This window comes from Leptolyngbya sp. FACHB-1624, assembly GCF_047649235.1.
Classification (GTDB): domain Bacteria; phylum Cyanobacteriota; class Cyanobacteriia; order Leptolyngbyales; family Leptolyngbyaceae; genus Leptolyngbya; species Leptolyngbya boryana.
Genome location: NZ_CP180258.1, coordinates 1,837,821 through 1,861,311, shown reverse-complemented (window position 1 = coordinate 1,861,311; position 23,491 = coordinate 1,837,821). Strand labels below are relative to the sequence as shown.

General features: G+C 47.1%; 26 protein-coding genes. 14 read left to right on the top strand and 12 right to left on the bottom strand.

Annotation, left to right across the window (positions count from 1 at the left end; translation table 11 throughout):
• Window positions 1–22: 22 nt before the first annotated feature.
• From ACMUEV_RS08640 to ACMUEV_RS08630, 3 genes are all read left to right on the top strand, one after another.
• Window positions 23–442, top strand: a complete 420-nt coding sequence (locus ACMUEV_RS08640; protein ID WP_017291273.1) for a helix-turn-helix domain-containing protein — start codon at window positions 23–25, stop codon at window positions 440–442.
• 83 nt (window positions 443–525) lie between these two features.
• The gene (locus tag ACMUEV_RS08635; RefSeq protein ID WP_144056294.1) at window positions 526–735 is read left to right on the top strand and encodes a hypothetical protein; all 210 of its coding nucleotides are present in this window, start codon (window positions 526–528) and stop codon (window positions 733–735) included.
• Between the two features lie 923 nt (window positions 736–1,658).
• Complete coding sequence (locus ACMUEV_RS08630) at window positions 1,659–1,856, top strand: hypothetical protein (protein WP_190647647.1); 198 nt, start codon at window positions 1,659–1,661, stop codon at window positions 1,854–1,856.
• Between the two features lie 181 nt (window positions 1,857–2,037).
• On the opposite strand, the gene ACMUEV_RS08625 is transcribed toward ACMUEV_RS08630, so the two are convergent.
• Together ACMUEV_RS08625 and ACMUEV_RS08620 are read right to left on the bottom strand one after the other, a co-directional pair.
• On the bottom strand, window positions 2,038–2,772 hold the full coding sequence (locus ACMUEV_RS08625; protein ID WP_190647645.1) for a hypothetical protein: 735 nt from the start codon (window positions 2,770–2,772) through the stop codon (window positions 2,038–2,040).
• Window positions 2,773–3,192: 420 nt separating this feature from the next.
• Complete coding sequence (locus ACMUEV_RS08620; protein ID WP_190647643.1) at window positions 3,193–4,059, bottom strand: DNA/RNA non-specific endonuclease; 867 nt, start codon at window positions 4,057–4,059, stop codon at window positions 3,193–3,195.
• A 59-nt stretch (window positions 4,060–4,118) separates the two neighbouring features.
• Here ACMUEV_RS08620 and ACMUEV_RS08615 point away from each other — a divergent pair, with 59 nt between their 5' ends.
• Window positions 4,119–4,529 carry a nuclease A inhibitor family protein gene (locus ACMUEV_RS08615; protein ID WP_190647640.1) on the top strand — a complete coding sequence of 137 codons (411 nt, stop codon included), beginning with the start codon at window positions 4,119–4,121 and terminating at the stop codon, window positions 4,527–4,529.
• A 39-nt stretch (window positions 4,530–4,568) separates the two neighbouring features.
• Here the strand turns inward: ACMUEV_RS08615 and ACMUEV_RS08610 are convergent, their stop codons facing one another.
• Window positions 4,569–4,841 carry a hypothetical protein gene (locus tag ACMUEV_RS08610; RefSeq protein ID WP_190647638.1) on the bottom strand — a complete coding sequence of 91 codons (273 nt, stop codon included), beginning with the start codon at window positions 4,839–4,841 and terminating at the stop codon, window positions 4,569–4,571.
• A gap of 163 nt (window positions 4,842–5,004) precedes the next feature.
• On the opposite strand from ACMUEV_RS08610, the gene ACMUEV_RS08605 reads away from it, so the two are divergent.
• Together ACMUEV_RS08605 and ACMUEV_RS08600 are read left to right on the top strand one after the other, a co-directional pair.
• On the top strand, window positions 5,005–5,202 hold the full coding sequence (locus ACMUEV_RS08605) for a hypothetical protein (protein WP_190647636.1): 198 nt from the start codon (window positions 5,005–5,007) through the stop codon (window positions 5,200–5,202).
• 68 nt (window positions 5,203–5,270) lie between these two features.
• Window positions 5,271–5,885, top strand: a complete 615-nt coding sequence (locus ACMUEV_RS08600) for a hypothetical protein (protein ID WP_190647634.1) — start codon at window positions 5,271–5,273, stop codon at window positions 5,883–5,885.
• Window positions 5,886–6,006: 121 nt separating this feature from the next.
• Here ACMUEV_RS08600 and ACMUEV_RS08595 read toward each other — a convergent pair whose 3' ends face one another.
• Window positions 6,007–6,210 carry a hypothetical protein gene (locus ACMUEV_RS08595; RefSeq protein ID WP_190647632.1) on the bottom strand — a complete coding sequence of 68 codons (204 nt, stop codon included), beginning with the start codon at window positions 6,208–6,210 and terminating at the stop codon, window positions 6,007–6,009.
• 158 nt (window positions 6,211–6,368) lie between these two features.
• On the opposite strand from ACMUEV_RS08595, the gene ACMUEV_RS08590 reads away from it, so the two are divergent.
• From ACMUEV_RS08590 to ACMUEV_RS08580, 3 genes are all read left to right on the top strand, one after another.
• Window positions 6,369–6,791: a hypothetical protein gene (locus tag ACMUEV_RS08590; protein ID WP_190647630.1), complete on the top strand. Its 423-nt coding sequence runs from the start codon at window positions 6,369–6,371 to the stop codon at window positions 6,789–6,791.
• A 1,054-nt stretch (window positions 6,792–7,845) separates the two neighbouring features.
• Window positions 7,846–8,052 (top strand): hypothetical protein, encoded by a 207-nt coding sequence (locus ACMUEV_RS08585; RefSeq protein ID WP_190647626.1) that lies wholly within the window; start codon window positions 7,846–7,848, stop codon window positions 8,050–8,052.
• A gap of 139 nt (window positions 8,053–8,191) precedes the next feature.
• Window positions 8,192–10,342: a CHASE4 domain-containing protein gene (locus ACMUEV_RS08580; protein WP_190647624.1), complete on the top strand. Its 2,151-nt coding sequence runs from the start codon at window positions 8,192–8,194 to the stop codon at window positions 10,340–10,342.
• A gap of 130 nt (window positions 10,343–10,472) precedes the next feature.
• Here ACMUEV_RS08580 and ACMUEV_RS08575 read toward each other — a convergent pair whose 3' ends face one another.
• Both ACMUEV_RS08575 and ACMUEV_RS08570 read right to left on the bottom strand, forming a co-directional pair.
• Complete coding sequence (locus ACMUEV_RS08575; RefSeq protein WP_017289500.1) at window positions 10,473–10,733, bottom strand: hypothetical protein; 261 nt, start codon at window positions 10,731–10,733, stop codon at window positions 10,473–10,475.
• A 72-nt stretch (window positions 10,734–10,805) separates the two neighbouring features.
• Window positions 10,806–11,300: a TIGR00725 family protein gene (locus ACMUEV_RS08570; protein ID WP_190647621.1), complete on the bottom strand. Its 495-nt coding sequence runs from the start codon at window positions 11,298–11,300 to the stop codon at window positions 10,806–10,808.
• 33 nt (window positions 11,301–11,333) lie between these two features.
• Here ACMUEV_RS08570 and ACMUEV_RS08565 point away from each other — a divergent pair, with 33 nt between their 5' ends.
• Both ACMUEV_RS08565 and ACMUEV_RS08560 read left to right on the top strand, forming a co-directional pair.
• Window positions 11,334–12,281 (top strand): glycosyltransferase, encoded by a 948-nt coding sequence (locus tag ACMUEV_RS08565; protein ID WP_017289502.1) that lies wholly within the window; start codon window positions 11,334–11,336, stop codon window positions 12,279–12,281.
• A gap of 27 nt (window positions 12,282–12,308) precedes the next feature.
• Entirely contained in the window at window positions 12,309–13,010 is a 702-nt protein-coding gene (locus ACMUEV_RS08560; RefSeq protein ID WP_017289503.1) for a response regulator transcription factor, read from the top strand.
• Here the strand turns inward: ACMUEV_RS08560 and ACMUEV_RS08555 are convergent.
• Window positions 12,988–13,830, bottom strand: a complete 843-nt coding sequence (locus ACMUEV_RS08555) for a sensor histidine kinase (RefSeq protein WP_190647619.1) — start codon at window positions 13,828–13,830, stop codon at window positions 12,988–12,990. The genes ACMUEV_RS08560 and ACMUEV_RS08555 overlap by 23 nt on opposite strands.
• Window positions 13,831–14,195: 365 nt before the next feature.
• Between ACMUEV_RS08555 and ACMUEV_RS08550 the strand changes: the two genes are divergently transcribed.
• Window positions 14,196–14,897, top strand: coding sequence for a PHP domain-containing protein (locus tag ACMUEV_RS08550; RefSeq protein WP_017289505.1), 702 nt, complete (start codon window positions 14,196–14,198; stop codon window positions 14,895–14,897).
• Window positions 14,898–15,367: 470 nt separating this feature from the next.
• Here ACMUEV_RS08550 and uvrC read toward each other — a convergent pair whose 3' ends face one another.
• A complete protein-coding gene (gene uvrC, locus ACMUEV_RS08545) occupies window positions 15,368–17,347 on the bottom strand; it encodes an excinuclease ABC subunit UvrC (protein ID WP_017289506.1) in 1,980 nt (659 codons plus the stop codon).
• Between the two features lie 122 nt (window positions 17,348–17,469).
• Between uvrC and ACMUEV_RS08540 the strand changes: the two genes are divergently transcribed.
• On the top strand, window positions 17,470–17,664 hold the full coding sequence (locus ACMUEV_RS08540; RefSeq protein ID WP_017289507.1) for a hypothetical protein: 195 nt from the start codon (window positions 17,470–17,472) through the stop codon (window positions 17,662–17,664).
• 56 nt (window positions 17,665–17,720) lie between these two features.
• On the opposite strand, the gene ACMUEV_RS08535 is transcribed toward ACMUEV_RS08540, so the two are convergent.
• From ACMUEV_RS08535 to ACMUEV_RS08520, 4 genes are all read right to left on the bottom strand, one after another.
• Window positions 17,721–18,116 carry a response regulator gene (locus ACMUEV_RS08535; RefSeq protein WP_017289508.1) on the bottom strand — a complete coding sequence of 132 codons (396 nt, stop codon included), beginning with the start codon at window positions 18,114–18,116 and terminating at the stop codon, window positions 17,721–17,723.
• A gap of 203 nt (window positions 18,117–18,319) precedes the next feature.
• Window positions 18,320–20,410 (bottom strand): cation:proton antiporter, encoded by a 2,091-nt coding sequence (locus tag ACMUEV_RS08530; protein ID WP_190647617.1) that lies wholly within the window; start codon window positions 20,408–20,410, stop codon window positions 18,320–18,322.
• A gap of 55 nt (window positions 20,411–20,465) precedes the next feature.
• The gene (locus ACMUEV_RS08525) at window positions 20,466–21,128 is read right to left on the bottom strand and encodes an HAS-barrel domain-containing protein (RefSeq protein ID WP_017289510.1); all 663 of its coding nucleotides are present in this window, start codon (window positions 21,126–21,128) and stop codon (window positions 20,466–20,468) included.
• A 129-nt stretch (window positions 21,129–21,257) separates the two neighbouring features.
• Entirely contained in the window at window positions 21,258–22,019 is a 762-nt protein-coding gene (locus ACMUEV_RS08520) for an SDR family oxidoreductase (RefSeq protein WP_190647615.1), read from the bottom strand.
• 179 nt (window positions 22,020–22,198) lie between these two features.
• Between ACMUEV_RS08520 and ACMUEV_RS08515 the strand changes: the two genes are divergently transcribed.
• The gene (locus ACMUEV_RS08515) at window positions 22,199–23,482 is read left to right on the top strand and encodes a Glu/Leu/Phe/Val family dehydrogenase (protein ID WP_017289512.1); all 1,284 of its coding nucleotides are present in this window, start codon (window positions 22,199–22,201) and stop codon (window positions 23,480–23,482) included.
• Window positions 23,483–23,491 lie beyond the last annotated feature (9 nt).

The window sequence follows — 23,491 nt, the reverse complement described above, 5'->3', positions numbered from 1 at the left end:
CTTGATTTGGCTCGATTTGGCTATGGCGAAAAGAAAAAACATTACCGATCAACAATTAGCTGTTGTCCGCGCCCTAATCGCGGGTAGAAGCTATTCGGAAATCGAACAAGAACTAGGAGTTCCAAAGCGGACGGTATCGCGTTGGAAGGCTCAATTTTCAGGTCTTTTGGCAGAACATGACGATGCGATCTCCTCAACGCTACTAGAAGCTCGATCTGAGTCGGCAGCGCTAGTTGTGTCGGCTTTAGATGAACTGGGGCGACTTCTGCGAACTGCCGAGGAAACGCAAGATAAGCTTGCCGTCGTCGATCGAATTTTCCGAGCGCATCAAATCTTGAATCCGCCAACATCCCCCGGCAGTGTCACGGTTACGCCTGCCGAAGAATCTCACGGGCAAGTCGTTGTCATGCTGCCGGACAATAGCCGAGGTAGCAAGTCTTAGCGGCAAGAACTGTGACGTTTGGTAGACTTTAGGCGACAAGATAGATGCCGTCTCTTAATCGGGAGGATTTAATGACTTTCAGAATGAGTAGAGCCACGGCATTAATTCTCAGAGAGTTAGCAGAGAGAATTATGCCAATGGATGAATTTTTAGCGTCACAAAGATCTGCTTGTCCTGAACCTCAATGCGATCCTGAAGACGGTGGCAAGAACCGTGACGTTGACGACGCTTCATCCCTTGATGGTGCGGAACTGGGAATCTGTCGGGATTCCAATAGTGCGGAACTGGGGTAGACAGTATCAACCCAATTGTTGATTTTTTCTTGCAAGCTTTGCAGAAGATGCGCTGACCTTGGCTCTCATCACTCCTAATTTCGGTTTTGCCCTCAAATCTCATATTTCCTGATCCGCATTTTGGACAATCCAGGGAATCGCCCCCTTGAGAATCGTCTGTGCCGGGCTTTGGGGATATCGCTTTTATGTTTGTGACGAGATTTATGATCTACTCGGCAATTTCGATTTTGGGCGGTATCTACGCGAAATTGTTCAGCCTGCGGTTGCGCTGTTGGACAAATAAGAGAAAAGCCTCGGAAATCCCTCCGAGGCTTTTCTGCTTTGTATATGAAAAACTTATAGACTGAAATCCTTATATTTGAAGGCATTCAAACGAAATTAGATATCGTCAATAAATATCCAAATTTACGACACGTCGTAAATTGGGCAAGCATTAACAAATCAACTGAAATCCTTATATTTGAAGGCATTCAAACGAAATTAGATATCGTCAATAAATATCCAAATTTACGACACGTCGTAAATTTGGCAAGCATTAATAAATCAACTGAAATCTTTATATTTGAAGGCATTCAAACGAAATTAGATATCGTCAATAAATATCCAAATTTGCGACGTGTCGTAAATTGATTTGCGACACGTCGCAAATTGGACAAGAACTATACAAAATATAAAAAATAACTGCTCAAAGCTATGTCACGCAAGGGATAAGCGTATTTTTTATAATTAATATTTGAGCACTTTTAGGTTGAGGATTTCTGCTAAATATGACGAAAAAAGAAGCGAATTGATATTAGAAAATCAAACCAGAACAAAATTTTTCAGGTTTCGAGTATAGGATGAAAATCAAAGAGGCGGTTACCAGCCAGCGAAGCCATTTAACCACCTCTCCAACATTAGCCCCCAAAGGAGGTAACTTTTCTATGTCCGATTTTAAAGCATTTCATCAAAAAGAGAATCCGAATACTTCGCGCTCTCTCGTCGAAGTTCCTCTAACGACCCAACTTGATTCATCACCTGTGGCGGTCGAACTGATCAAACAGGGCGGATCAATTGCTGTTCTTGCCTTCATCTGCGTATTTGTGTTTCTGTTGACGAAGTTGATCGAAGCTTCTAAGTAGGTTCGGACAGCTTGCTGTGCGGCTGCTCTAATTGCTTCTCACGTTGAGCGGCAGATTCGCCGCTCATTCGAGACTCTGTAAACTTCTGCGCTTTTGCTCAAAATTGCTGCCGTGGTTCCCGTGACTCTGGCAAGTACTGCTCAATGATGACGTGTGGCGTTATGTCTGCTTTCAACAAGTTTCAGGCTTCGTCTACTGAACTTGCAGATTCGCCTGTTGTTTGCCCAGCCTGCCCTTGTCTTTCTAGAATACGTACAAACGTTTTGCCCAGCGGTGGGATAGCTTGATCGAGCGTGGGTCCACCATCAATCAATAAGGTGAAATCAGATGCCGAACCAGTGAGTCCAGTGTGATTCAGTGCTTCAATTAGCTCGGAGCGCTCTTTTGCGTCACCAACGGGATTTGGACCAAGTTCGGCAAGCTCCCGTAAATCGTCTATGATCGCTGAGTTAACTGCTGCTGTTAGTCGGCGGAATTCTGCACTGCTAATCTCTCCTCGAAGAAAGGCTTGAAAAAGTGCTGCGAGGATTGGTGCTTTATCAAGATCATCAGCCTTATCAAGTGCAAGAAGCAAAGTTTGGGCAGTCCGAGATGCCTGAACATTTCCATTTCTGATTTCTTCAGCAAAGCGCTGAGCCTCTAGCCCTGCGGTCGGCTCTAGTCCGGAGAGAAAACGTTCAATCTTTTTGAGGAAGAGGCGATCCCTAACACTCAATCCTGCCTCAGCAATCTTAACAGCAGAGCTTAGTGCCGGAATCATCTTCACAACTGGATCATCCACGATCTCGTCTAGCTTTGGCTCTAACAAGGGAGCAATAAACCCAGGCAGCTTTGATTTTTCTTCCATACCTGCATCACGTAATCGCTTTAGCCATGCAGGTAACTTTCTCAACCTTGCTAGAATTCCTCGTGTCATCAGATTTCCTCCTCACATCCTTATCTATCCACCGCATCTATGTCATTATGCTGCTGCTTAAACAACATGATGTTTTTTGGGAAGCAAGTCATTGGCATATCTCACAGTCTTAATCTGAGTCTCAAATCTCGTACTACATGCCTGGACTAAATTTGGACTTGCTGAGTTTTGTATTACGTGTAGTATGGCGGCTACAGCTTAAGAAACTCGTGAGACTGGGATTTCGGATTTAGTTCATGCAAAAAACGCTGAAACTCTATCTATGAAAGAGGTTTCAGCGTTTCTAGTGGATTTGCGCTTCTGCGTCCGTCCGCAGAAGTTCCTAAAAGGCAACCCATTTAAAGTGGGTTGAACAGCTTAGTGCTGAAGTTGATAAAACCCAATGACTAGGTTGGCTAGAGTATAGACCTGACTCGACAGCTAGTTATCCTTTTTCGCTTCAATCACCTTTTGAATCGCTTCCGGCACATCCGAGAGAAAGTCATATCCCGTTAGCTTCTCAAGCTCATCTACAGTCGTTAAGTAGTCCTTGTAGCTCTTGTTGGCAATACCCGTAACATTGGGCATGTTCACCGCAATCACTCGCGTTTTCTCATTCACTCCGCGATTCCCTAAGCCGGGGCGATCGAGGATGACGACAACTTTCCACAGCGTTGCCGGAACCGTCACTTTGTTCTTCCCAATCTCAGTGGCGAAACCTTTCACGCCTTTTCCACCTTTGCCATTGCCGCCCGCAATGATATAGAGTTCCTTGCCCTGCTGCGCCAATTCCCTGGAGTAGTTTTCGAGTTCCAACCAAGGACCACCGTTATTGTCTTGGGTTTGCGGCAAGATGTTCGTCATATAAAAGGTCGCACAGTTGTCGCTTTGACTAGCTGAACGATCCCCTGATCTCGTCATGTGCCCCCGCGAAAAACCACTGCCTGTGTAGTCGGTCGGGCGAACCGCAACAAACTTCTTCGGGAGGTCAGGGTCGGGGCTGAAACTGGAGCAGCGATCAACATTACCGAGCCAGGACGCATTCAACTGCCAACTCACCCAGTTTGCAATGCGCTGGCTGTTGTTGTAAGACAAAGCATATTGCCGCCGCAGCAGCAGGTAATCATTTTCATTCATTGGGTCAATTGTGGCAGCCGTGGGCGTTCCCAGAATCAGATGAATACTGCCATTGTTGCGGGCTTCGGAGATACCATGCTGAATGAGAATGAATGCGAAGGGTAGAATACTGAAGATCCAGACAGAAGCCCGTCTTCTAATCTTTGTCGTCTGGAACACATTAATGAACATCTCAAACTCCCTGATTGCAACGCTTTGCACGAGTATTGTAGAAGGAATTGTATAAATCTATGCAAGAAAATTATCAAAGCTGCGAGTTAGTTACAGTGCTGAAAGAACTGACCGAGAACTTGATGTGGATGAGTGAAACCGATGCACCGATTCAGGTTTTCTGTTGGAAGAATGGAGGGGTGATCCCGTCGAACGAACAGCTTCTAGAGCAGACGCAGCACTCAAAGACCACTCCGGTAGAAGTGGTCGAGGTGGATCAGTTCTTTGCTCCAGTCGTGACTGAGCAGGACTGGTTTGAGGAAGAAGAACGAGAAACTGCGGCAAAATATCGAGCGCTGCTTTCGATCCTCAGAGAGCATCTCACAGACCTCAAGGTGTACCGAGTCGGAGCGGTAGAAATAGATGTATATGTGGTGGGGCTGAGTGAGGAAAACGTGATAGGAATTGCAACCCAGGTTGTTGAAACTTGAGCACAGCGATCCCGCATTCCTTGACGCAATGCTGTTTACTTACGCTACCTTTTCACTCTGCTGAGATAGTCTCCCCGACACTAGGTCGAGTCGAGCGAGAAACGAGATCGCTTCCGTGGACGAGAATCGAATTTGAGGCACGTTTCGTACCACAAGAATCCATTGGTTCTGAAGCTGCCTGTGTTCTAGCCTCCACAGCACTGATGCAGAACAACCGATTTGTAAGCTTCCCTGTGGAGTTTCCCCCACAACAAATCCCCAGTCCTTTGCTTGATCCAGCAGTTCCTTGGTTGTCGCTGATTTTGTCCGCATATCACAACCTCTGCATCTCTGTATATCTACAGCTTATGGAGAAATGTATCAATTCCTTGTTTTCTAAACAACATTTAGCAGAAGGAGCGCAGATTCAGTCTCTATGGCTTGCTTTCCTCACCCGCTCTCGGTAGGATCACTCTTATAGTTCTCATTCCAAGCCATGTCTCCTATCTACGAACAGTCAGTCCAGCTTGAAATCAAAGTGCAAGATTCAGTCGAAGAGACCGAGCAAGCCATTGAGACTGCGCTGAGACAGCGGGGCAGACGGGCAACATGGGCAGTGATCGATGTAGATGTGGATCGCCAAACTTTAGTCGTTGCTGCTGTGGTGGTAGATGAATCTCATTTTGTCCCTTAGCACTGGACTGCTCCCTTATCTCGCGACTGGGTTCCGCCTGACTCCTCCACTTCAGACGAGTCCTTCTTATGCTCACAATCCTGCGGCACAACTCCAAGAAGCTGACCCTACAACTCCAACCGCATCGAGTCGAGAGAATTTGGCACACCCTGTTTGCTGTGATGTGGACTGCCTTGTTCTTATTTCTTTATATAAGCTCTGGGCAACATGCTGACCTGTTGACTCTCGTTGACCCGCAGCACAAGCAAATGCTTCACCTCGCCCCAGCGCAGACTTTAACGAGTCCGATGTCGGTCGGGTTGATCAGGATGACCGCATCTCAACCCACCTTTGAGCAAAAGCTCCACCAGCAAGTGAATGCAGGGATTGGCTTGCCGCTGATTCTAGGATCTGGGCTATGGCTCCTTGCCCCTGCGCTCAGAGTCGTTCAACTCGATTTTGACAAAGGGGAAAATCGGTTGCGCTACCGTTGCCAGCATCTGCTCAGCAGGCAGATGCAGCAGTATGCCCTCGACGAACTGGAACGGGTCGAACTGCGGAGGTATCTAGATCATGATGATGGCAACGCTTATTTCCTGGCATTGATCTTTGAGCAACACCCACCGCTTGTGGTTTGGGAAGAGTGGGATGCAGAAACGGGTAAGGAAGTCCTTGCAGTGATTCAAGAGTTTTTGAGCAGTTAACCGATGATGCAAAGAGCGATCGCCGAGGGCGCAAACAACACAAACGAGATCGCAGACAAGAGCAGTAATTTCTTCACGGTCTAAAACTAGCAGTGCGTTGCCCGTTCAGAATTCCCAATCTTCATCGATCACATTCGGAGCCGTAGAGAATCGTTCTTGTACCAGACGGGGAGAATCGAACACACCAATACCCATCGGCTAACCAGATGCGCACCGGATGATAGGCAAGACAGCCCGCCACGACAAGCACAATCGTTGAAGGGATGATGACTGCCAACGCCGGAATCAAAACACTCGGTCTTACTTGCCACGGGGAATTCTTCATCGCTGTGTCGTAGGGAACGGCTTCAGGATTCCCAGATTGAGACTTGGAAGTGCGATCGCAAAATCTACGGTCTTGTTTTTTTTTGACGATGCCCCTACCGTAGCAGCGCCAGTTATTAGTCGATAATCTTGATTTGTTGCCAGCCGAAGGATTGCGACATGGAAGACATAAAAGAGATTGATGCGGATTTGAGAGCAAAACTTGACGAGTACGTCAAGTTGAAGGAAGACGCAGAAATCCACAAATTTCTCTACGAAAAAACAGTAGCCAAACTACTAGAGCTTGGTCAACAGATATCAGAAGCAGTCGCCCCAGAACTTACGCCAGAAAAACTCTTCATTTCCTACGCAATCGAAGAAATTCACGAGTTTCCAACAAGGGGTAGGAAACGAAAAGAGCCGGACAAGGACTTTCGGTACATGGTCGCTAATTTGTCGCCAAAAACAGACGAGCATGGGTTATCGATGTACGTCAGTCGCAGTATACGCATACTGTCCGAAGACGAAAGCCACTCTCGATTCCTTCAGCAACTTCTTGAAGAACTTGAAAGAAGGAAAAGCGAGAATACTGACCCAGGTTGAAACCGGAAGCCAGCGTAGAAATTCCGAAACTTCACCATCACTTTACGATCGCACCCAGGCAGGGGCGGCAAGATAGAGCGTTGCGATTTAGACAGGGGCACGTCAATGCTTTTCACTTGGGGGATGATCTGCCTGATCGTTGGACTGTTCTTCAGCCCTCTATTAATTGGTGTTCCGATCCTGTGGTTATCGGGAGCATTTTTCTTTTGCTCGTTCTGTAAAAACGCCTTTGCTCCGGGCAAGAGCCAGAAGGTAAAGAACGAACAACCAGTTGAGAGATCGAAGGTGGAAACCCTGGACGACTGGGAGTGACCTTGCCGCTGAATTCAACAATTGCAAAACGCACAATTCGGGGCGCTGCTCAAATTTGTGACGTAGGAGATTCCTCGCTGATTCGTGGATGCAAGGTGCTGCACAAAGCCTTCCAGGTTAACTGAAACCCTTGTAGGACGCGGTTCGACGGTGCCGCATAAAAGCTTTTCTCCGGGGATACCATCCCCGATCAAGCACTTGCCGCCATTACTGAACCGGGTTGTCAACCTTGTCCGACTAAGGGGTTGAGTTGCCAAAAAAAAAAAAACTGTAGACAAAACTGTAGACACACTAAAAACGTTGCTGTGTAAAGGTTTCAGCGATTCTACTCCAAAACTGTAGACAACTGTAGACAGGGTGTGTCTACAGTTTTAGATAGCTGAAAGTATTGATATATATAGGATGTAGAAATAAATATAATAACTGTAGACATTGTAGACACTATTTCTATCTTTCTTACTCTATTTACTCTGTCTTAGTTCTAAGCACGTTTTTAAGTACATAGGATTCAGGATTTATAAAACCTCCACTGAATAGGCTCTTTACCCGCTTGTCCTCCGGCTCGAATCCCGGGCGACCCATAATCCTTAAAGCCTGCATGAAAAGAGGATAAAACTTTTCAGTCTAGTTTTTGGGTACTTAATTTAGAAAAGCGTCAGCAAGATTCAGAGAATTGATTTGCTGGCGCTTTTTTAATTTCGTATAGGTTTAGTTTTGTATAGGGCAGCGCTTCTAAATCGGTGTGGAAGAAACTTTGATTTCTGAGCGATCGCGCTACTCATCCCGTTTTTATCCCAACATAGCAAAATTTTTACAAATGTTAGAACGGGATGCAGGAGTGGAATTCTTGGCTGGGAAGGAAACCGCTGTCGCGGTCATTGCAACTCCATTTCGTCCATTTAGGCTACAGCGAAGCGTCAACCTGAGCAAAAACTGGGGCTTGGTCTGACAAAGCTCATCTTGTAGAGATAGAGTTGCTCTCTCTGCTTGAGTAGAACTGAGTCTAATTGAGATGTTCCTGCTCTAATTAGGGCGCTCGTTCGTTGTCAATCAAGCCAATCGCTAAGGAAGCATTAAAACCCAGCGGTATGATGAAGTCTCCTCCGATCCGGTTCCTCAATAAGTTGAAGCTGCGTGAGAAAACCCTACTGGTTTTGAGCTTCACACTTGCGAGCTTAACCGGAGTCGTCTACTTCGCCTCATCTACCATCCTGTTGGGTAGCCTCAAAATTGCTGAAGAACAAAGCGCTCGGGAATCGCTCCAAGGTGTTTTCAATGTCTTCGCCAAAGACCAAGAAGCCTTCACGGTGCGCTACAGTGATTGGTCGGCTTGGGATGATACCTACCAATTCATTCAAGATCGCAATGAGGCTTACCGCAAATCCAACCTAATTCCTGAGCAACTGACAAACTTGAAGGTTAACTTGGTGCTATTCATCGATACACGAGGTCGAACCGTCTACGGGACAGGGTTCGATCTGAAGACCAAGCACTTCCAACCCATCCCCGCAGGACTGCCCAAACTGTTTACGAATCAGTTACTTCTCGAGCAGGCTCAGACAAAAGGAGCTATGACCGGGATTCTTGTGCTGCCAGAAGGTCCGATGCTAATCACATGTCAGCCGATTCTAACTTCCGAGAGGAAAGGTCCTGTACGAGGCGCGCTTATCTTCGGTCGCTACATTGATGCAGAAGCCATTACCAATTTATCTAAAATCACTCGCTTTCCCCTCCAGATCTACTCCCTTCAGAGTTCAAATCTCCCAGCCGATGCGGCGGCGGCTCGTTCCGCGCTCTCCGCACAGAATCCCATTCTTATTCATCCGTTGACTGAAACAACGCTTGTCGGCTACGGGCGAGTAACGGATTTGCGTAACCAACCTGCGCTTCTCCTTCAGGTTAAGATTCCTCGCAAGCTCTATCAGGAAGCAGCAAAAAGCCAACAGCAGCTAATGATCGCGATCGTTCTCCTTGGGATTACGTTCGGGGGCATCACCATCTTTCTCTCGGAACAGTTAGTCTTGTCTCGCCTACTTCGTTTAAGTAGCGGTGTCAATAGTATTCGCATCAGTCAAAACTTGGCTCACCGACTGACCGGAGCAGGACAGGATGAAATCTCGAGTTTGACCCAGAACATCAATGAACTGCTGGAAACGCTGGAGCAAGCCCAAGGAGAAACAAAATCAGCACTCGATCAAGTCACACAGACCAATGGGGAACTACAAACGGTCGTGGAACAGTTGCAGGGCGAGATCTGGGAGCGACAGCGAGTCGAGGACGCACTGCGACAATCCGAAGAGCAATTGAGACACCAGACGCACTCTTTAGAGCAAATGCTATCGGAGTTGCAGCAGATGCAGATGCAGTTAGTGCAGAGTGAAAAAATGTCCAGCTTGGGGCAGCTCGTCGCTGGCATTGCCCATGAAATTAACAATCCCGTTAGTTTCATCTACGGCAACCTCGAGCATACCAAAAATTACGTTGACGACCTCTTGCAGATATTGCGCTTATATCAACAGGAGTATTCCACTCCTCCCCCATCTTTGCAATCTGCGATCGAATCGCTCGATCTAGAATTCGTGATCACCGACTTGCCCAAAGCCTTCACCTCGATGAAAACCGGAGCCGAGCGAATTCAGGAGATTGTGACATCACTCAGAACATTCTCACGGCTAGATGAAGCGACAGTCAAAGTAGTTGATATCCATACCAGTATCGATAGTATTTTGTTGCTCTTACAGAGCCGATTGACCGTGAAGGGGAGCAATTCAGCGATTCAAATTGTGAAGGATTACGGGCAACTGCCCTTGGTTGAATGTTACGCTGGGCAGTTGAATCAAGCCTTTATGAACATTCTGGCGAATGCGATCGATGCCATTGAGGAGGCAAGCGGCGCTAGACAAGCGATCGCCGCTCAATCGAATGAGGCTTCATCATTGAAAACTCATAATCCCGCTGGCACGATTACGATCCGCACCCGTTGCCAAAACAATGACAAGATCGAGATTGCTATTAGAGACACGGGTGTGGGCTTGTCCGAAGCAGTCCGAAGTCGAATCTTCGATCCGTTTTTCACCACGAAACCTGTAGGGCGAGGAACTGGGTTAGGTCTATCTTTGAGTTATCAAATTATTGTCGAACAGCATGACGGAACGTTAGCGTGTGACTCAACGCTTGGGCAGGGCACGACCTTTATCATCGGACTTCCCAAATGCTTGCCCCCGAATTCTGCCGTCTGAGATGTTGGGTAGTCTTGCGTCTCGCGCTAGTGTCTGTCTTAAATAAGCTTGGTGGACGATGACTTCTTATGCTGAGGACGAACCGAGTTCGATGCTTCAGAAGTCATCGCCATCTTAGTTTTTGAAGGTTCTAACTCTCTTCTGATCCGCTAGTTTGATCAAGCAAGTTTTTCTTAGACTCCTTTAGCTGATGCCATAATTCTTTGATCTGCTTATAAGCGTCTCCTGGAGGAATCTTGCCTGAAGTTTCCAAACCACAGAGTAACGATACGCGCTGAGCAAATTCCTGTAAGTTTGCGTTAAATGCGAGGCGTTCAGGTGTGAATTCTCCTCGATAGTGTGCGGTTGGATAAAAGAACTCTTCTTTTCTTTGGTCTGGATTGTTCGTCACGATTCAGCCCTACACGATAGAGGTGCACCCCTATCCTAATGTCTACCCTAGTAGGCGAAAAGTAGGACACGATTATTTTTGTGTAGAGAGAATCACTTTCAGTTGTTCCAGCGAGATCGCGGCTGTTTCTGCAATGCTGACTAAATTTGGATTGAGCGATCGAAAAAATTCCCGCGCTGGCAGATCTTCTGTCATTAAAATCACAGGCTTACCCGCTTTAATCGCCAAAGCAATCTCTGAAGCTGTTCCCGCTCCCATTCCACAGGCGACAATTGCGTGACTCGACAGCACATTAATATTGTTTCGCGCGTTGCCCATATCCGTGATGATCGGAATGTCGATCGCGTCTGACATCGCAGAATTGATCCGAGGCAAAATCCCGATCGTCAATCCATCACGACTTTTTGCCCCACGGCTGACTGCATCCATCACCCCTACATTGCGCCCCCCACTCAGCACGATCCAACCTGCTTCAGCAATGCGCTGACCCAGTTCATAAGCATTTTGCAGATCGAGCGGAGTTGCATGTTCGCCCGCTCCCATTACCCCAATGATTGTTTTGGGCATGTTGACATCAGAATCGAATTCTGAGAACTTGGCATGAGCTTTTTACCCTTTGTTTCTGTGATTGTGCCAATTTATAACGGTGAAGCAGATTTACCGCCGCTCCTCGCCTGCCTACAAGCGCAGACATATGCTAATTTTGAGTGCTTATTGGTAGATAACAATAGCAACGATCGTACGGCAGAATTATTAAATGAGATTGAAGATCCAAGACTACGATCGCTCAAGCAATCCGAAATTCAAAGCTCCTACGCCGCAAGAAACCTCGGAATTCAAAACGCCAAAGGTGAAATTCTTGCCTTTACGGATGCAGATTGCCGTCCCGAACCCAATTGGCTAGAAGATTTGATTCAGCCATTTTGCGATCCCGCTGTCGGACTCGTTGCAGGCGAAATCAAAGCATTACCCGGCAATACATTATTAGAACAATACGCCGATCGACAAGAAACCCTGTCTCAAAAACACACGCTCAATCATCCTTTCTGCGCTTACGGACAAACTGCAAATCTTGCCATTCGTGCCGCAGCATTCAAAGAAGTTGGATTATTCCGCCCCTACCTGACAACGGGTGGCGATGCCGATATCTGTTGGCGCATTCTGCGCGAGACGGCTTGGCAACTGCGCTTTGCTGAAACTGCGATCGTTCGTCACCGTCATCGTACGACGTTCTCCGAACTGCAAAGCCAATGGCGCAGATATGGACGTTCAAATCGCTATCTGCATGACTTACATGGCATCGATTTAATGCGCGAACCCCAGTTTGGAGAATATCGATATCGATTGCTGCGTTGGATTTTGAAAGAATTTCCGATCGCAACGCTGAATTTAATCAAAGGCAAAGCGGCGTTTGTCGATTTGATTAACACTCCGATCGGATTGTTCTGTCTTCATGCCCGTGCCCAAGGGCAGCGACAAGCAACCCTCTCACCACAAGCACACACAATCGAGCCATTGATACAACAGCCCCAAAATTCGTTAAATTAAAAAGCGAACGTGTCAGAGGGATCAACAATGCCGGAGCAACTCGTATTAGTCGATGATGAGCCTGGACTCAGAGAAGCAGTGCAAGCCTATCTCGAAGACAGTGGCTACACCGTGCATACTGCCAGTAATGCCCGTGAGGGCTGGGACACTGTTCAGCGTGTGATGCCCGATCTCGTAATCACTGACATTATGATGCCGCAGGTCAGTGGCTTGGAATTCCTGAAGCAACTCCGCGACGATCCCAGATTTGAAACCTTACCTGTGATCTTTCTGACGGCGCGGGGGATGACCAACGATCGCATTCAAGGCTATGACGCAGGCTGTGATGCGTATTTACCCAAACCGTTTGATCCAGATGAGCTAGTTGCGATCGTCACTCGAATTCTCAAACAACGCGCAGCCGCGAAAGTCTCCAGTGGCGATAGTGATGCAGATATTGCAGAACTCTCGCGCCAGATTGCAGAAATTCGAGCAATTTTGATGCAGCGGGGCGCGATCGCGCAAACGCCCGCGCCGATGAAACTTGACTTTACTCCGAGAGAGCAGAGCGTTTTGGATCTCGTCGTCGATGGTTTGATGAACAAAGAAATCGCCCGTCGGCTCGACACCAGCGTTCGTAATGTCGAGAAATACGTCAGCCGTCTTTTTAGCAAAACGGGAACAAATAGCCGCACCGAATTAGTCAGATTCGCATTAGAACACGGGCTTACGACTCCTGCAAGTCATTAGCACTAAATCGAACGGCAATCATCGTATTCGGAATGCGGCTGACGGTGAGAATGCCGTCGATTTGCTGTACAAGTGAATTAATCAACTGAAAACCCAGTGATCGCGGCGACATCAAATCTAAGTCGGTTGGAAACCGCTCCCCGCTATCGCTGACAATCAGTGTGATCTGAGCATCTGTAATTCGCAATGAAACGGTAATTTCTCCAAATTCCCCCGCTAAGCCATGTTTCAGAGCGTTGGAAACAAGCTCATTCAAAATTAACCCGACCGGAACGGCTCGATTTGAGGAGAGTTCAATCTCTCCTTGAATTTCAGTCCGGAAGGTAATGCGATTTGGTTCGATCGCATAGATTCGCACTAGAATTGCCGTCAAGCTCTGAATGTATTCGCCTAAATTGGTTCGAGTTATCTGACTCGACTGAGAAAGCCGTTCGTGAACGAGCGCGATCGATCGAATCCGGCTCTGATTATTTCGCAAGATCGTTTGCACAGTCGGATCTTGTGTTCGCATTGCTTGTAGATCGAGCAAACTCGAAACGACTTGCAAATTGTTTTTCACCCGATGGTGAATCTCACGCAGTAAAATCTCTTTTTCTCGCACAGACGCTCGAAGTTGAGCAACGTCTAAACTCGTTTCTGCTTGCTGAATCACCGTCTGAGCACTTTCGAGCACGTTGAGCGCAGACTGGAACTCTTCGTGAATCTCACTGGACAGACTTAAATTAGACTGCGATAACACTCGATCTCGAATGACAGCAATACGTTGCCGAATGGCATCTAACTGCTGGGAAAACCCATTATTACTCGGACTAGAAATCATTCACGTTTTCAGGGAACTCAACCAAAATCAGCCGATTTGCCGTTGCGAGGGCGGATTGAGGGGGCGGATCAATTAGCCGACGCAGAGACTTCGGATAGGGTGCGAAATGTTCGCAACTTGCTTACCGAAGTACTCTCGCGGACAGGAACTTACACATCAATAAATGCAACTAGGGGGATTGTGTATGCAATCTACCATTGAATGTACATGGGCTGAAATCCCTTCTGTGACAGTTTTTTGATGAGAGTAATCAATGACATCAGTTATACTCAATGACTTAGGTATCGATTACTGAAACGTTTTTTTAAGCTGTACATTACATTAGATATAGTCCCGTAACCTGCCAGTAATGTTTGAGGCGATTTATGGCTGCTTATCTTGCTCCCGGTTCGATTGTAGACGTTCCAGCCGCGCAAGATGCGGTGGCTCTCAGAAAGGTGTTTGCTTCGTTGACAGCGGAAAGCTGTCCGCGTACTTATAACTTCCATATGCATACCAAGCATTCAGATGGGCAGTTAGTTCCTGAAGCGTTGGCGCAACAGGCGATCGATTTGTCTCTCCAAGGGTTTGCAATTACGGATCACCATCAGATCTCTGGAAATCAAGCGGCTCAGCGTTATTTGAAGGCGCAGCAGGCTTTGGGATTTGCGGTTCCCCAGTTATGGACGGGAACGGAAATTACGGCTAGATTGCTCGATACGGAAGTTCATATTTTAGGGTTTGCGTTTAATCCAGGGCATTCTGCGATCGCGTCTTATTTTACCGGGGTTGCTCCCCAAGGAGATCGTGCTCATGCAGTGAATGTGGTTGGGGCAATTCAACAAGCAGGCGGCATCGCAGTTTTGGCGCATCCAGCTCGATATCGTCGATCGGCAGATGAATTAATTCCGGCGGCGGCAATGATTGGCATCGATGGCGTGGAAACGTTCTACGCCTACAACAATCCAAAGCCTTGGACTCCTAGCCCGAAGGAAACTTACCGAGTCGCAAAGCTGCAATCTCAGTATCAGTTGCTCAGTACCTGTGGGACAGATACACATGGCATGAGCTTATTGCAGAGATTGTAGGCTTAAAGACTGCGAAGGGCAAAAGCAACTTGAAAATGCTTCTGCCCGTTAAATTATGAGAAATATTGCTAGAAAATTCTAGAAAATTAATGAAGATCAAGACTTGTGATGTTGAAATGCAGCGCTTTAGGTTTGCAAGAACTTAGCCCATGCGAGACATAAACGTAACCAGCATCATACAAGCCATAGCAAACAACACAGCCATTCCCACAGATTGACCCAAGTGCTTCTTAGAAGTCTGCATATTTGTTTTCCTGTGTCTTAACGAGTTCTTTAACAGTATCAGGATCGCTATGGTCGCAATTAAAAAGTAATCTAAGTTACCAATTCGATATGAATCTTTATGTAAGGTTCAGTCGTAACTCAGTTTTTCATTGACTTTTCATTGCCACTTTGATTGGTAACCGAGCAATCAGGACACAGGGATTTCAGTGAGATTTCAGCGATGTTTCATGTCAGAAATCGCTGCTTTAGGAAGCTACTTCAGAGTTTGTAGAATGTTCAGCTTCTGGAATGTTGTCGATTCCTTCATCACTGGGATGGAAATATTGATAGATTTGCTTTGCGATCGCCATCCCAATTCCTGGAACCGTGGCTAATTGCTCAGGGCTTGCTTCGCGAATGTAATCAATTGATCGAAATTCCGCTAAAAGTAGCTTTTGCCGATGATGACCTAAGCCGGGAATTTCATCTAAGCTTGATCGTCGCATTCGAGTTGTGCGTTGCTGACGATGGAAGCTGACTGCAAATCGGTGTGCTTCATCTCGTAATCGTCGAAGTAACTGCACTCCAGGCTGTTCTGCTTCGGTTTCAAGTGGGAGAGATTCACCCGGCAAGAAAATCTCTTCTCGCTGTTTCGCCAAGCTAATCACTTTGATGTCTTCGAGCAGGTTCATCTCGCGCAGTACTTTGACGACCGCTGAAAGTTGACCTTTTCCGCCATCAATCATCACAACATCAGGAAAATCAGCCAGTGCAGAGGTTTGAGATTTCAATGCAGAGGTTTGAGACGCAGCCACGATCTCTTCACCTCTCGCTTTTGCCGTCGCGTACTTCTTAAATCGACGAGAAATCACTTCCGCCATACTGGCAAAGTCATCGGAACGACCCGATCGCACTTCTGGATTCTTGATTTTGTAGTGTCGATAATGCTGTTTCGCAGGTTGCCCATCGATGAAGACAACCTGGGATGCCACTGCATCTGACCCTTGAATATGCGAAATGTCATAGCCTTCGATTCGGCGCGGCAACTCTGGGAGATCCAGGATTTCAGCCAGATCTTGCATCGATTGAGTATTACGATCGGCAAATTTTTGCGTTCGTGCCAACTCAAACCCCGCATTGCGCTCAACCATTTCAATCAGTTCTGCTTTGGTTTGACGTTGAGGAGCCACGATCGAGATTTTTCGCCCTTTCGCTTGGCTCAAAAACTCCGCCAACATCTCACCATCGGGTAATTCATGTTGAACGAGAATTTCCGCCGGAATCTCAACTGGATCGACCGTTTGGTAATGTTCTTCTAACACGCGCTGCAAGATTGCACCCGGTTCAGCATGAGCATCCGCAAAGAATCCTAATCGCCCAACCAAGCGACCTGCCCGGATTTGGAAAAGTTGGATGCAGGCGTGCTGATCGTCAGCCGCAAGCGCGATCGCATCTCGTGAAATCGTGTCATCGGGTAACGCAACTTTTTGCTCTGCACTCAAGCTTTTCAAGCCTGCAATCTGATCTCGCAGTCGTGCCGCATGTTCAAAGTTCAGATTCTCTGCGGCAACTTCCATCTGAGCCATCAGAGATTCTTCCAGTTCGCGAGTTCGTCCCTGGAAAATCATGGCGACTTTCTGAACTGTTTTCCGGTAATCCTCAGACGAGATTAAAGCCTGACAAACGCCTGGACAGCGCCCAATATCGTAATTGAGACAAGGACGATCTTTGAATAAAGGTTGGGGACGTTGGCGCAGCGGAAAGATGCGTTTCACCAAATGCAACGTGGTTCGCAGCGTGCGGCTATCCACATAAGGCCCATAATAGCGATCGCGTTCTTTCGCCATGCGCCGCTTGCGCGTAATGAAAATCCGAGGATACGGCTCTGACCAGGTGATACAAAGGTATGGATATTTCTTGTCATCTTTCAACAACACATTAAAGTGCGGCTGATGTTGACGAATCAGGTTTGCCTCTAATGCTAAAGCTTCTGCTTCAGTATCGGTCACAATCACTTCGATTTCGACCACTTGGCGCATCATCAGCGCGATTCGGGGTCGAGTATCATGACCATTGAAATAAGACCGGAGCCGCGATCGCAGTCGTTTTGATTTACCAATGTAGAGAATTTGATCCGTACGATCGCGCATGTAATACACACCCGGCTCTTGCGGAATTTCTTTTAGCCGAGTCTCTAAACGTTCGAGATCATCGATTAGTAACGGAGTTTCAGGGTGATCAGTCACTTAAAACTTTATCTAAGAGGGGATTGTTTAAATTTTAAATCAATCCTCAAGGATAAGGGTGACGATCACCGAACCTGAGTGACTATAGTGCGAGATATCAGTCTTGACTTGCCACAACCCCTATGAATCTACAAGAGTTTGAGAGCCAAACTCGCAACAACATTGAACGAGCGCTCACCCAATTGCAGACCGCAACTCTCTTACTGTCTGCTCTCGAAATTCAGATTTTAGAATCCGGCGATACCGTGAAGAATTTAAGTTTGACGATCGAACAATTTATCAATACGCAGCAGGACAGCGAAACGACGATCGTCTAAAGGTTTTTGATTGCAGCGATCGGGAGCGAGAAATTCATGTCGCCCCCGATTTTTGCTTATCCAAGCACGGATCGAATCACCTCAAGCAATTCTAAGAGTCGAATCGGTTTGACTAAATATCGTTGTGCTCCTAGACCTAGCGCTCGGCGCTGATCTGCGATAAATGCACGAGCCGAGACCACAATCACGGGAATCTCCCGCCAGTCTGGAGACTCCTGCATGCGCTCTAAAATGTCACATCCATCCATGTCTGGTAGCTTCAAATCTAGCAGGACAATTTGAGGTTTGAAGTCCGTCAATGCGCGTTCAAAGCCTGTTCCTGTTGCCAACGATTGCACTTCAAAGCCCTGGTAGACCAGATAATCTTCGAGTAATCGTCGGTTTGGCTCATTGTCCTCAATGAGTAGAATTCGGATCGAATCGATCGCTCCTGTTTCTTGATCAGTTGTCATCTCGTATGCACCCTTGTTGACTCTATTTTCGGTCAACGTGGAGAAATAGCGAGAGTAATTCGCCAATTCATAGGCTTAAATCTGGGGAATAAATTACCCGAAACAGTCCTTTATGTATCAAATTTCACATGGCTGTCTCAGCAAATCAAGTCTAATCGGCAAACTTTAGAAAAATTAGAGATTAATTTAAGATCCGTATGAACTTAGGCGTTGGGGAGCAAGAGCGGGCGATCGACAACTTCAGGCTCATCGAATAAAATCATCGAGCATTGGATTTGTACCGAAATTTGGGAGACGAGATTACCCAAAATCAATCCTCCGGCTGTATTGGGAGTCTGAGACGACCGTAAAATCAGCAGGTCAAAAGATTTTGAGGCAGCAACGATCGCTCGTCCGATATCGTCCTCGGGGATAATCACAATTTCGGTGGCGATCTGCTCGACTTGGGGAGCTAGCTTTTCAACGAGGAGGTCGAGTTGGGATCTGATCCAGGCAATTTTGCTTGCAGAAGTGGCTCGACCACAGACATGCATCAGTGTCATTTGCCCGTTTGTCGCAGTTGCAATGTTCAGCGCAAATTGGAGAGCAGAAATCGATCGCAATGTCAGATTTTCTATCGGGATCAGAATTTTCTGAAATTGACTTGGCGATTTGAGCAAACGCGCCACGGCAACAGGACAAGGAGCAGCATACAAGACATCGCTGACGATCGTTCTAAATAATCGTTCTCCAAATCGGCTTTGTCGTCCCCAGCCCATGATGATTAGATTCGCGTGATGTTCTCGGCTCGCACGAGTGATGCCTTGAGCGATGCGATCATCAATGCGAAGAATCGGTGAGACTTCAACATCAAACGATTGCGCGAATTGAGTTGCCCGTTCGAGCAGTAATTCACTGCGATCGAGGCGTTCTTGCATCTGTGAGGAGTTAAGATGCGATTGAGAAAATGCGACGGCAAATGGAATTAATCGCCCCGAATGCGATCGGGCAATTAACGCGGCTAATTCTAGCAAGTTCGCTTCGGTATTCGGGTTGTACACCGGAACTAAGACGGTCATTTGACTGATCCAAACTGGATCAGCGAGCGTGGGGGGTAAATCTTCGACGGTTTCGGCTTGAAGTTCGGTGGCGAATCGGGCAGTCAGAATCGGACCGAGTGTCGAAGTGACTAACATCAGCACAATCACACTGTTGAGAACGCCTTCTGTCAGCAATCCAGCCCGATAGCCAACTAAGGTAGCAGCAAGTGTGGCAGCAACTTGAGGCAGAGACAGCGATCCCATCACCATCATCTCTGTCCAACTGTAGCGGTATGCCAGTTTCGCCAGAACTGCCGCCGCCATTTTGCTGAAAATTAGACCGACCACGATCGCGATCGTCAGTCCTAGTAATTTCGGATCGCTCAAACTTTGAATAAACACCGGAACCCGAATCAGCAATCCCATGTCCACAAAGAAAATCGGAATAAACAAAACACTGCCGACAAAGACAACTTTCTCTTTGACCGGGCTATCGCCGACCACCCGATTGACGGCAAGCCCCGACAGAAACGCACCGACAATCTTTTCAACGCCAATTAGTTGTGCTCCAACTGATGCGAGAAATACGGCGAGTAGCACAAAAAGAAATTGATTGCCTTCTTCATCGCCAGAGCGTTTGAAGAATTCACGTCCTGCTTTGTCAAACCCGACAAGAATCACGATCGTATAAATCCCTAACGATCCCAAGAGTGTGAACAGCTTGAAGACTGTGAAATCTCCTGCATGAATTCCGATACAGATTGCTAAAACCAGCAACGCGCCAATATCAGTAAAAATCGTTGCGCCAATCGTGACGGTCACGGCTTCATTATTGACGATACCTAGCCGACTGACGATCGGATAAGCAAGTAAGGTGTGAGACGCAAACAAAGAACCTATCAAAATAGCAGGGTTCCAATCAAATCCAAACAATCGACCCACAATCGTTCCGACGATTAATGGAACTAAAAAAGTAAAAGTCCCAAATCCAATCGAGCGGTTTCGAGTGCGTGTAAATTGGTCAATATCAATTTCTAGTCCTGCCACAAACATCAAATAAATCAGTCCGATGTCCGAGAGCAGATTCATCGTTTCAGACTCGGTCTGAAAAATATTCAGACCATTGGGCCCTAATGCGACTCCTGCGGCAAGTAAGCCGACTAATCCTGGCAGGCGTAATCGCTCAAATATCAAAGGAACGACGAGAATAACCGCCAGCAGAATCACGAAGGCAACAATCGGTTCTTGAAACAAGCCAGCGGTTAGCAATAACATAGATTCATGTGCATAAACTTAATGTGTATCGATCCAGATGCCTGCCAAACTCTATCTAGAGGTGAATTTGGCTGAGAATGACTCTGAGGCGATCGTAATCATCTTTTAACAATAAGCTGAGCATTCGCCCGGCCTGTACCAGCCAAGCACGATCGGCTTTTCGCAACTGATAAATTTCGCGAATTGCTGCTGCTGTTAAAGCATCGACCGGAGCGCTCCCAACTTGCAGCAAGGTTCTGAGAAAATCAAGTTCGTTACTAAATTCAATAATCTCATCTGAATCGCAAGCATAAACGGCTTGGTGAATCTGAGGGGGACGAGGGGGAAGATGTTGATAAAGCGTTCCGCCTTTTGAGCCGTTCTTTTTATTTCCGCCTGCTTGATAACCGACGATCGCGGATCGAAATTCCGTTCTGAGCATGGCAAAAATCTGCGGCTGTTGTTCGCGCAGTTCTTGCATGGACATCCCTAATGCGCGCGCGCGGTGAACGGTGTCGATCGGGCTAGTGGTGGCATGATAGACCACCGCATAAATGAGATTATTCGATTCTTCATCGATCGCTTTTACCCAACTTCCAAACGGAGGCATCACCGGAAAAGCAAGATCGTCTGGTTCAAGACACTGAGCGAGAAATTCAGTGGTTGCTGTCTCGATCACTTCTGCAATGTGGTTTGCAGGGCGATTTTGAGCAGAAAATTGAGGAAGAGGAAGCCGCATAGATGCTCACGAATTCAGCGTGTCTTGAGCATAGCAGGTCTGTTTGTTTACGATCCAATACGCGACTAGATCCGGCTTAAGCTGAGAAGTCAGAGTTTTTTGAAGACTCTGACTTCTGCTGCGATCGAGCTAAGCTTGGGTTCCAGCTAGTTCCATGCCGGGTAAGAAAGTGGCAAGATACTTTTCGACCCCTTTTGGGTCTTGTAAAAGTTGCCCTGAAACTTGAGTCGCTTGCTCACCTGGATAAACATCTTCGAGTTGTTCTTCAACTGCTCGAATCGCAGCCTGGGCAACCTCTGCGGGAGAAACTGTCGGATCGGGCCAGTCTTTTGCTAAATCTGTATCGACTGTTCCTGGCATTACTGCTACCACTAAAGTTCCTTGACTGCCTAGCTCTGCCCGAATACAGTGAGTTGCTGAGAGTGCTGCGGCTTTTGAAGCACTGTATGAGCCACTGAAGGGAAGATTGACTTTTGCAAGTAAAGAAAGAACATTCACGATCGTCCCTCCGCCATTTGCTTTCAAAACGGGAGCAAAGGCTCGACACATATGGCACAGTCCGAAGTAGTTTACTTCGAGTTCTGCACGCGCGCTGTCTAGATTATCAGCGGCAATGATGCCTTGATTTAAAGAAGTGCCAGCATTGTTGATCAATAGAGTGACATCAGAACATTGTGCGGCAGCCGCCTGTACAGATTCGGGGTTCGTCACTTCCAGTTCGATTGGAACAATGCGATCGGGATCGAGCGCGACCAGTGACTCTAATTTTGCAATGCTGCGAGCGCAAACATAAATTTTTGCCGCATCAGCGGTTCTCAATGTCTCGACAAAATGCCGTCCAATTCCACCATTTGCTCCAGTGACCAGCGCGATCGCACCTTGAACTTTCATGAGTCTTTATCTCCTGGAAATTTCTCGCACAGTCTAACAATCTTGAACTCTCATTGACAAAGGATTGTTCAGATGCGATGACACGAAGAATTTCGGAATTTTACGATCGCAATTAATTCTTAATCTCTTTAGGTTCTCATGACTTGGTAGGCTAAAAATTATAGTCTGCGGAGTTGGTTATGTCCTCCCTATTTGCTGACGCTTCACAACGATTACAGCAAGCTTTGAAGCATACAACATTGTCAGAAGACGCGATCGAGTCTTTGAAATATCCGAAAGCTTCTCTTTCTGTGTCGATTCCTGTGCGAATGGACAATGGCTCATTGCGAGTGTTTCAGGGGCATCGAGTTCGGTATGACGACTCACGTGGAGCCGGAAAAGGTGGGGTGCGATACCATCCGAATGTAACGCTCGATGAAGTACAGTCTTTAGCATTTTGGATGACGTTTAAGTGTGCGGTGTTAAATTTGCCATTCGGAGGAGCAAAGGGCGGGATTGCTGTGAATCCCAAAGAGATGTCGCGGTTGGAATTAGAGCGATTGAGCCGCGGATATATTGATGCGATCGCAGATTTTATTGGACCTGATGTGGATATTCTGGCTCCTGATGTCTACACGAATGCCATGGTGATGGGCTGGATGATGGATCAGTACAGCATCATTCGGCGGCAGAATGTGCCTGGAGTGGTGACTGGAAAACCGATCACGATGGGGGGGAGTTTGGGACGAGATGCGGCAACTGCATTGGGAGCCTGGTTTACGATCGAGGCAATGTTACCGAAGTTCGATATGCGCCCAACCGAAACAACGGTAGCAGTGCAAGGATTTGGCAATGCGGGAGCAACGATCGCTGAATTAGCGTACCGTGCAGGCTGTAAGGTCGTCGCGGTGAGTGATTCTAAGGGAGCAATTTACTCGAAAGACGGACTTGATATTCCGAGCATTCGCCAACATAAGAATTCGACCCGTGAAATTCAAGCGGTTTACTGTCAGGGCAGTGTGTGCAACATTGCAGAACACGAGCGTATTACGAATGAAGAATTACTAGAGCTAGAGGTCGATATTCTATTACCTGCTGCCTTAGAAAATCAGATTACAGAGGTGAATGCACACAATATCAAAGCAAAGCTCATTTTTGAGCTAGCAAATGGTCCGATTAACTCTGCTGCGGATGCTATTTTGGAGCAGAAAGGGATTTATGTATTCCCTGATATTCTGGTCAATGCGGGGGGTGTGACGGTGAGCTACTTTGAGTGGGTGCAGAACCGGAATGGACTGTACTGGACATTAGGTGAGGTGAATCAGTCACTTCAGCAAAAAATGGTAGCAGAGGCGCAGCAGATTTGGGAAATTGCCAAAGAGCTTTCGATTTCAATCCGTACTGCCGCTTATGTTCATGCTTTGCGACGATTGGGAGAAGCGATCGATGCAAAAGGAACTCGCCACTATTACACCAGTGATTGAAGTAGAATT

What these genes read in the sequence shown, in the direction of transcription:
- ACMUEV_RS08530 (WP_190647617.1), bottom strand. Translation starts at nt 20,410, where the DNA reads ATGTTATTGCTAACCGCTGGCTTGTTTCAAGAACCGATTGTTGCCTTC.
- ACMUEV_RS08630 (WP_190647647.1), top strand. Translation starts at nt 1,659, where the DNA reads ATGTCCGATTTTAAAGCATTTCATCAAAAAGAGAATCCGAATACTTCG.
- ACMUEV_RS08595 (WP_190647632.1), bottom strand. Translation starts at nt 6,210, where the DNA reads ATGAAGAATTCCCCGTGGCAAGTAAGACCGAGTGTTTTGATTCCGGCG.
- ACMUEV_RS08550 (WP_017289505.1), top strand. Translation starts at nt 14,196, where the DNA reads ATGGCTGCTTATCTTGCTCCCGGTTCGATTGTAGACGTTCCAGCCGCG.
- ACMUEV_RS08600 (WP_190647634.1), top strand. Translation starts at nt 5,271, where the DNA reads ATGCTCACAATCCTGCGGCACAACTCCAAGAAGCTGACCCTACAACTC.
- ACMUEV_RS08615 (WP_190647640.1), top strand. Translation starts at nt 4,119, where the DNA reads ATGCAAGAAAATTATCAAAGCTGCGAGTTAGTTACAGTGCTGAAAGAA.
- ACMUEV_RS08520 (WP_190647615.1), bottom strand. Translation starts at nt 22,019, where the DNA reads ATGAAAGTTCAAGGTGCGATCGCGCTGGTCACTGGAGCAAATGGTGGA.
- ACMUEV_RS08565 (WP_017289502.1), top strand. Translation starts at nt 11,334, where the DNA reads ATGAGCTTTTTACCCTTTGTTTCTGTGATTGTGCCAATTTATAACGGT.
- ACMUEV_RS08640 (WP_017291273.1), top strand. Translation starts at nt 23, where the DNA reads ATGGCGAAAAGAAAAAACATTACCGATCAACAATTAGCTGTTGTCCGC.
- ACMUEV_RS08525 (WP_017289510.1), bottom strand. Translation starts at nt 21,128, where the DNA reads ATGCGGCTTCCTCTTCCTCAATTTTCTGCTCAAAATCGCCCTGCAAAC.
- ACMUEV_RS08570 (WP_190647621.1), bottom strand. Translation starts at nt 11,300, where the DNA reads ATGCCCAAAACAATCATTGGGGTAATGGGAGCGGGCGAACATGCAACT.
- ACMUEV_RS08610 (WP_190647638.1), bottom strand. Translation starts at nt 4,841, where the DNA reads ATGCGGACAAAATCAGCGACAACCAAGGAACTGCTGGATCAAGCAAAG.
- ACMUEV_RS08555 (WP_190647619.1), bottom strand. Translation starts at nt 13,830, where the DNA reads ATGATTTCTAGTCCGAGTAATAATGGGTTTTCCCAGCAGTTAGATGCC.
- ACMUEV_RS08535 (WP_017289508.1), bottom strand. Translation starts at nt 18,116, where the DNA reads ATGACAACTGATCAAGAAACAGGAGCGATCGATTCGATCCGAATTCTA.
- ACMUEV_RS08635 (WP_144056294.1), top strand. Translation starts at nt 526, where the DNA reads ATGAGTAGAGCCACGGCATTAATTCTCAGAGAGTTAGCAGAGAGAATT.
- ACMUEV_RS08540 (WP_017289507.1), top strand. Translation starts at nt 17,470, where the DNA reads ATGAATCTACAAGAGTTTGAGAGCCAAACTCGCAACAACATTGAACGA.
- ACMUEV_RS08580 (WP_190647624.1), top strand. Translation starts at nt 8,192, where the DNA reads ATGATGAAGTCTCCTCCGATCCGGTTCCTCAATAAGTTGAAGCTGCGT.
- ACMUEV_RS08625 (WP_190647645.1), bottom strand. Translation starts at nt 2,772, where the DNA reads ATGACACGAGGAATTCTAGCAAGGTTGAGAAAGTTACCTGCATGGCTA.
- ACMUEV_RS08590 (WP_190647630.1), top strand. Translation starts at nt 6,369, where the DNA reads ATGGAAGACATAAAAGAGATTGATGCGGATTTGAGAGCAAAACTTGAC.
- ACMUEV_RS08560 (WP_017289503.1), top strand. Translation starts at nt 12,309, where the DNA reads ATGCCGGAGCAACTCGTATTAGTCGATGATGAGCCTGGACTCAGAGAA.
- ACMUEV_RS08620 (WP_190647643.1), bottom strand. Translation starts at nt 4,059, where the DNA reads ATGTTCATTAATGTGTTCCAGACGACAAAGATTAGAAGACGGGCTTCT.
- ACMUEV_RS08605 (WP_190647636.1), top strand. Translation starts at nt 5,005, where the DNA reads ATGTCTCCTATCTACGAACAGTCAGTCCAGCTTGAAATCAAAGTGCAA.
- ACMUEV_RS08515 (WP_017289512.1), top strand. Translation starts at nt 22,199, where the DNA reads ATGTCCTCCCTATTTGCTGACGCTTCACAACGATTACAGCAAGCTTTG.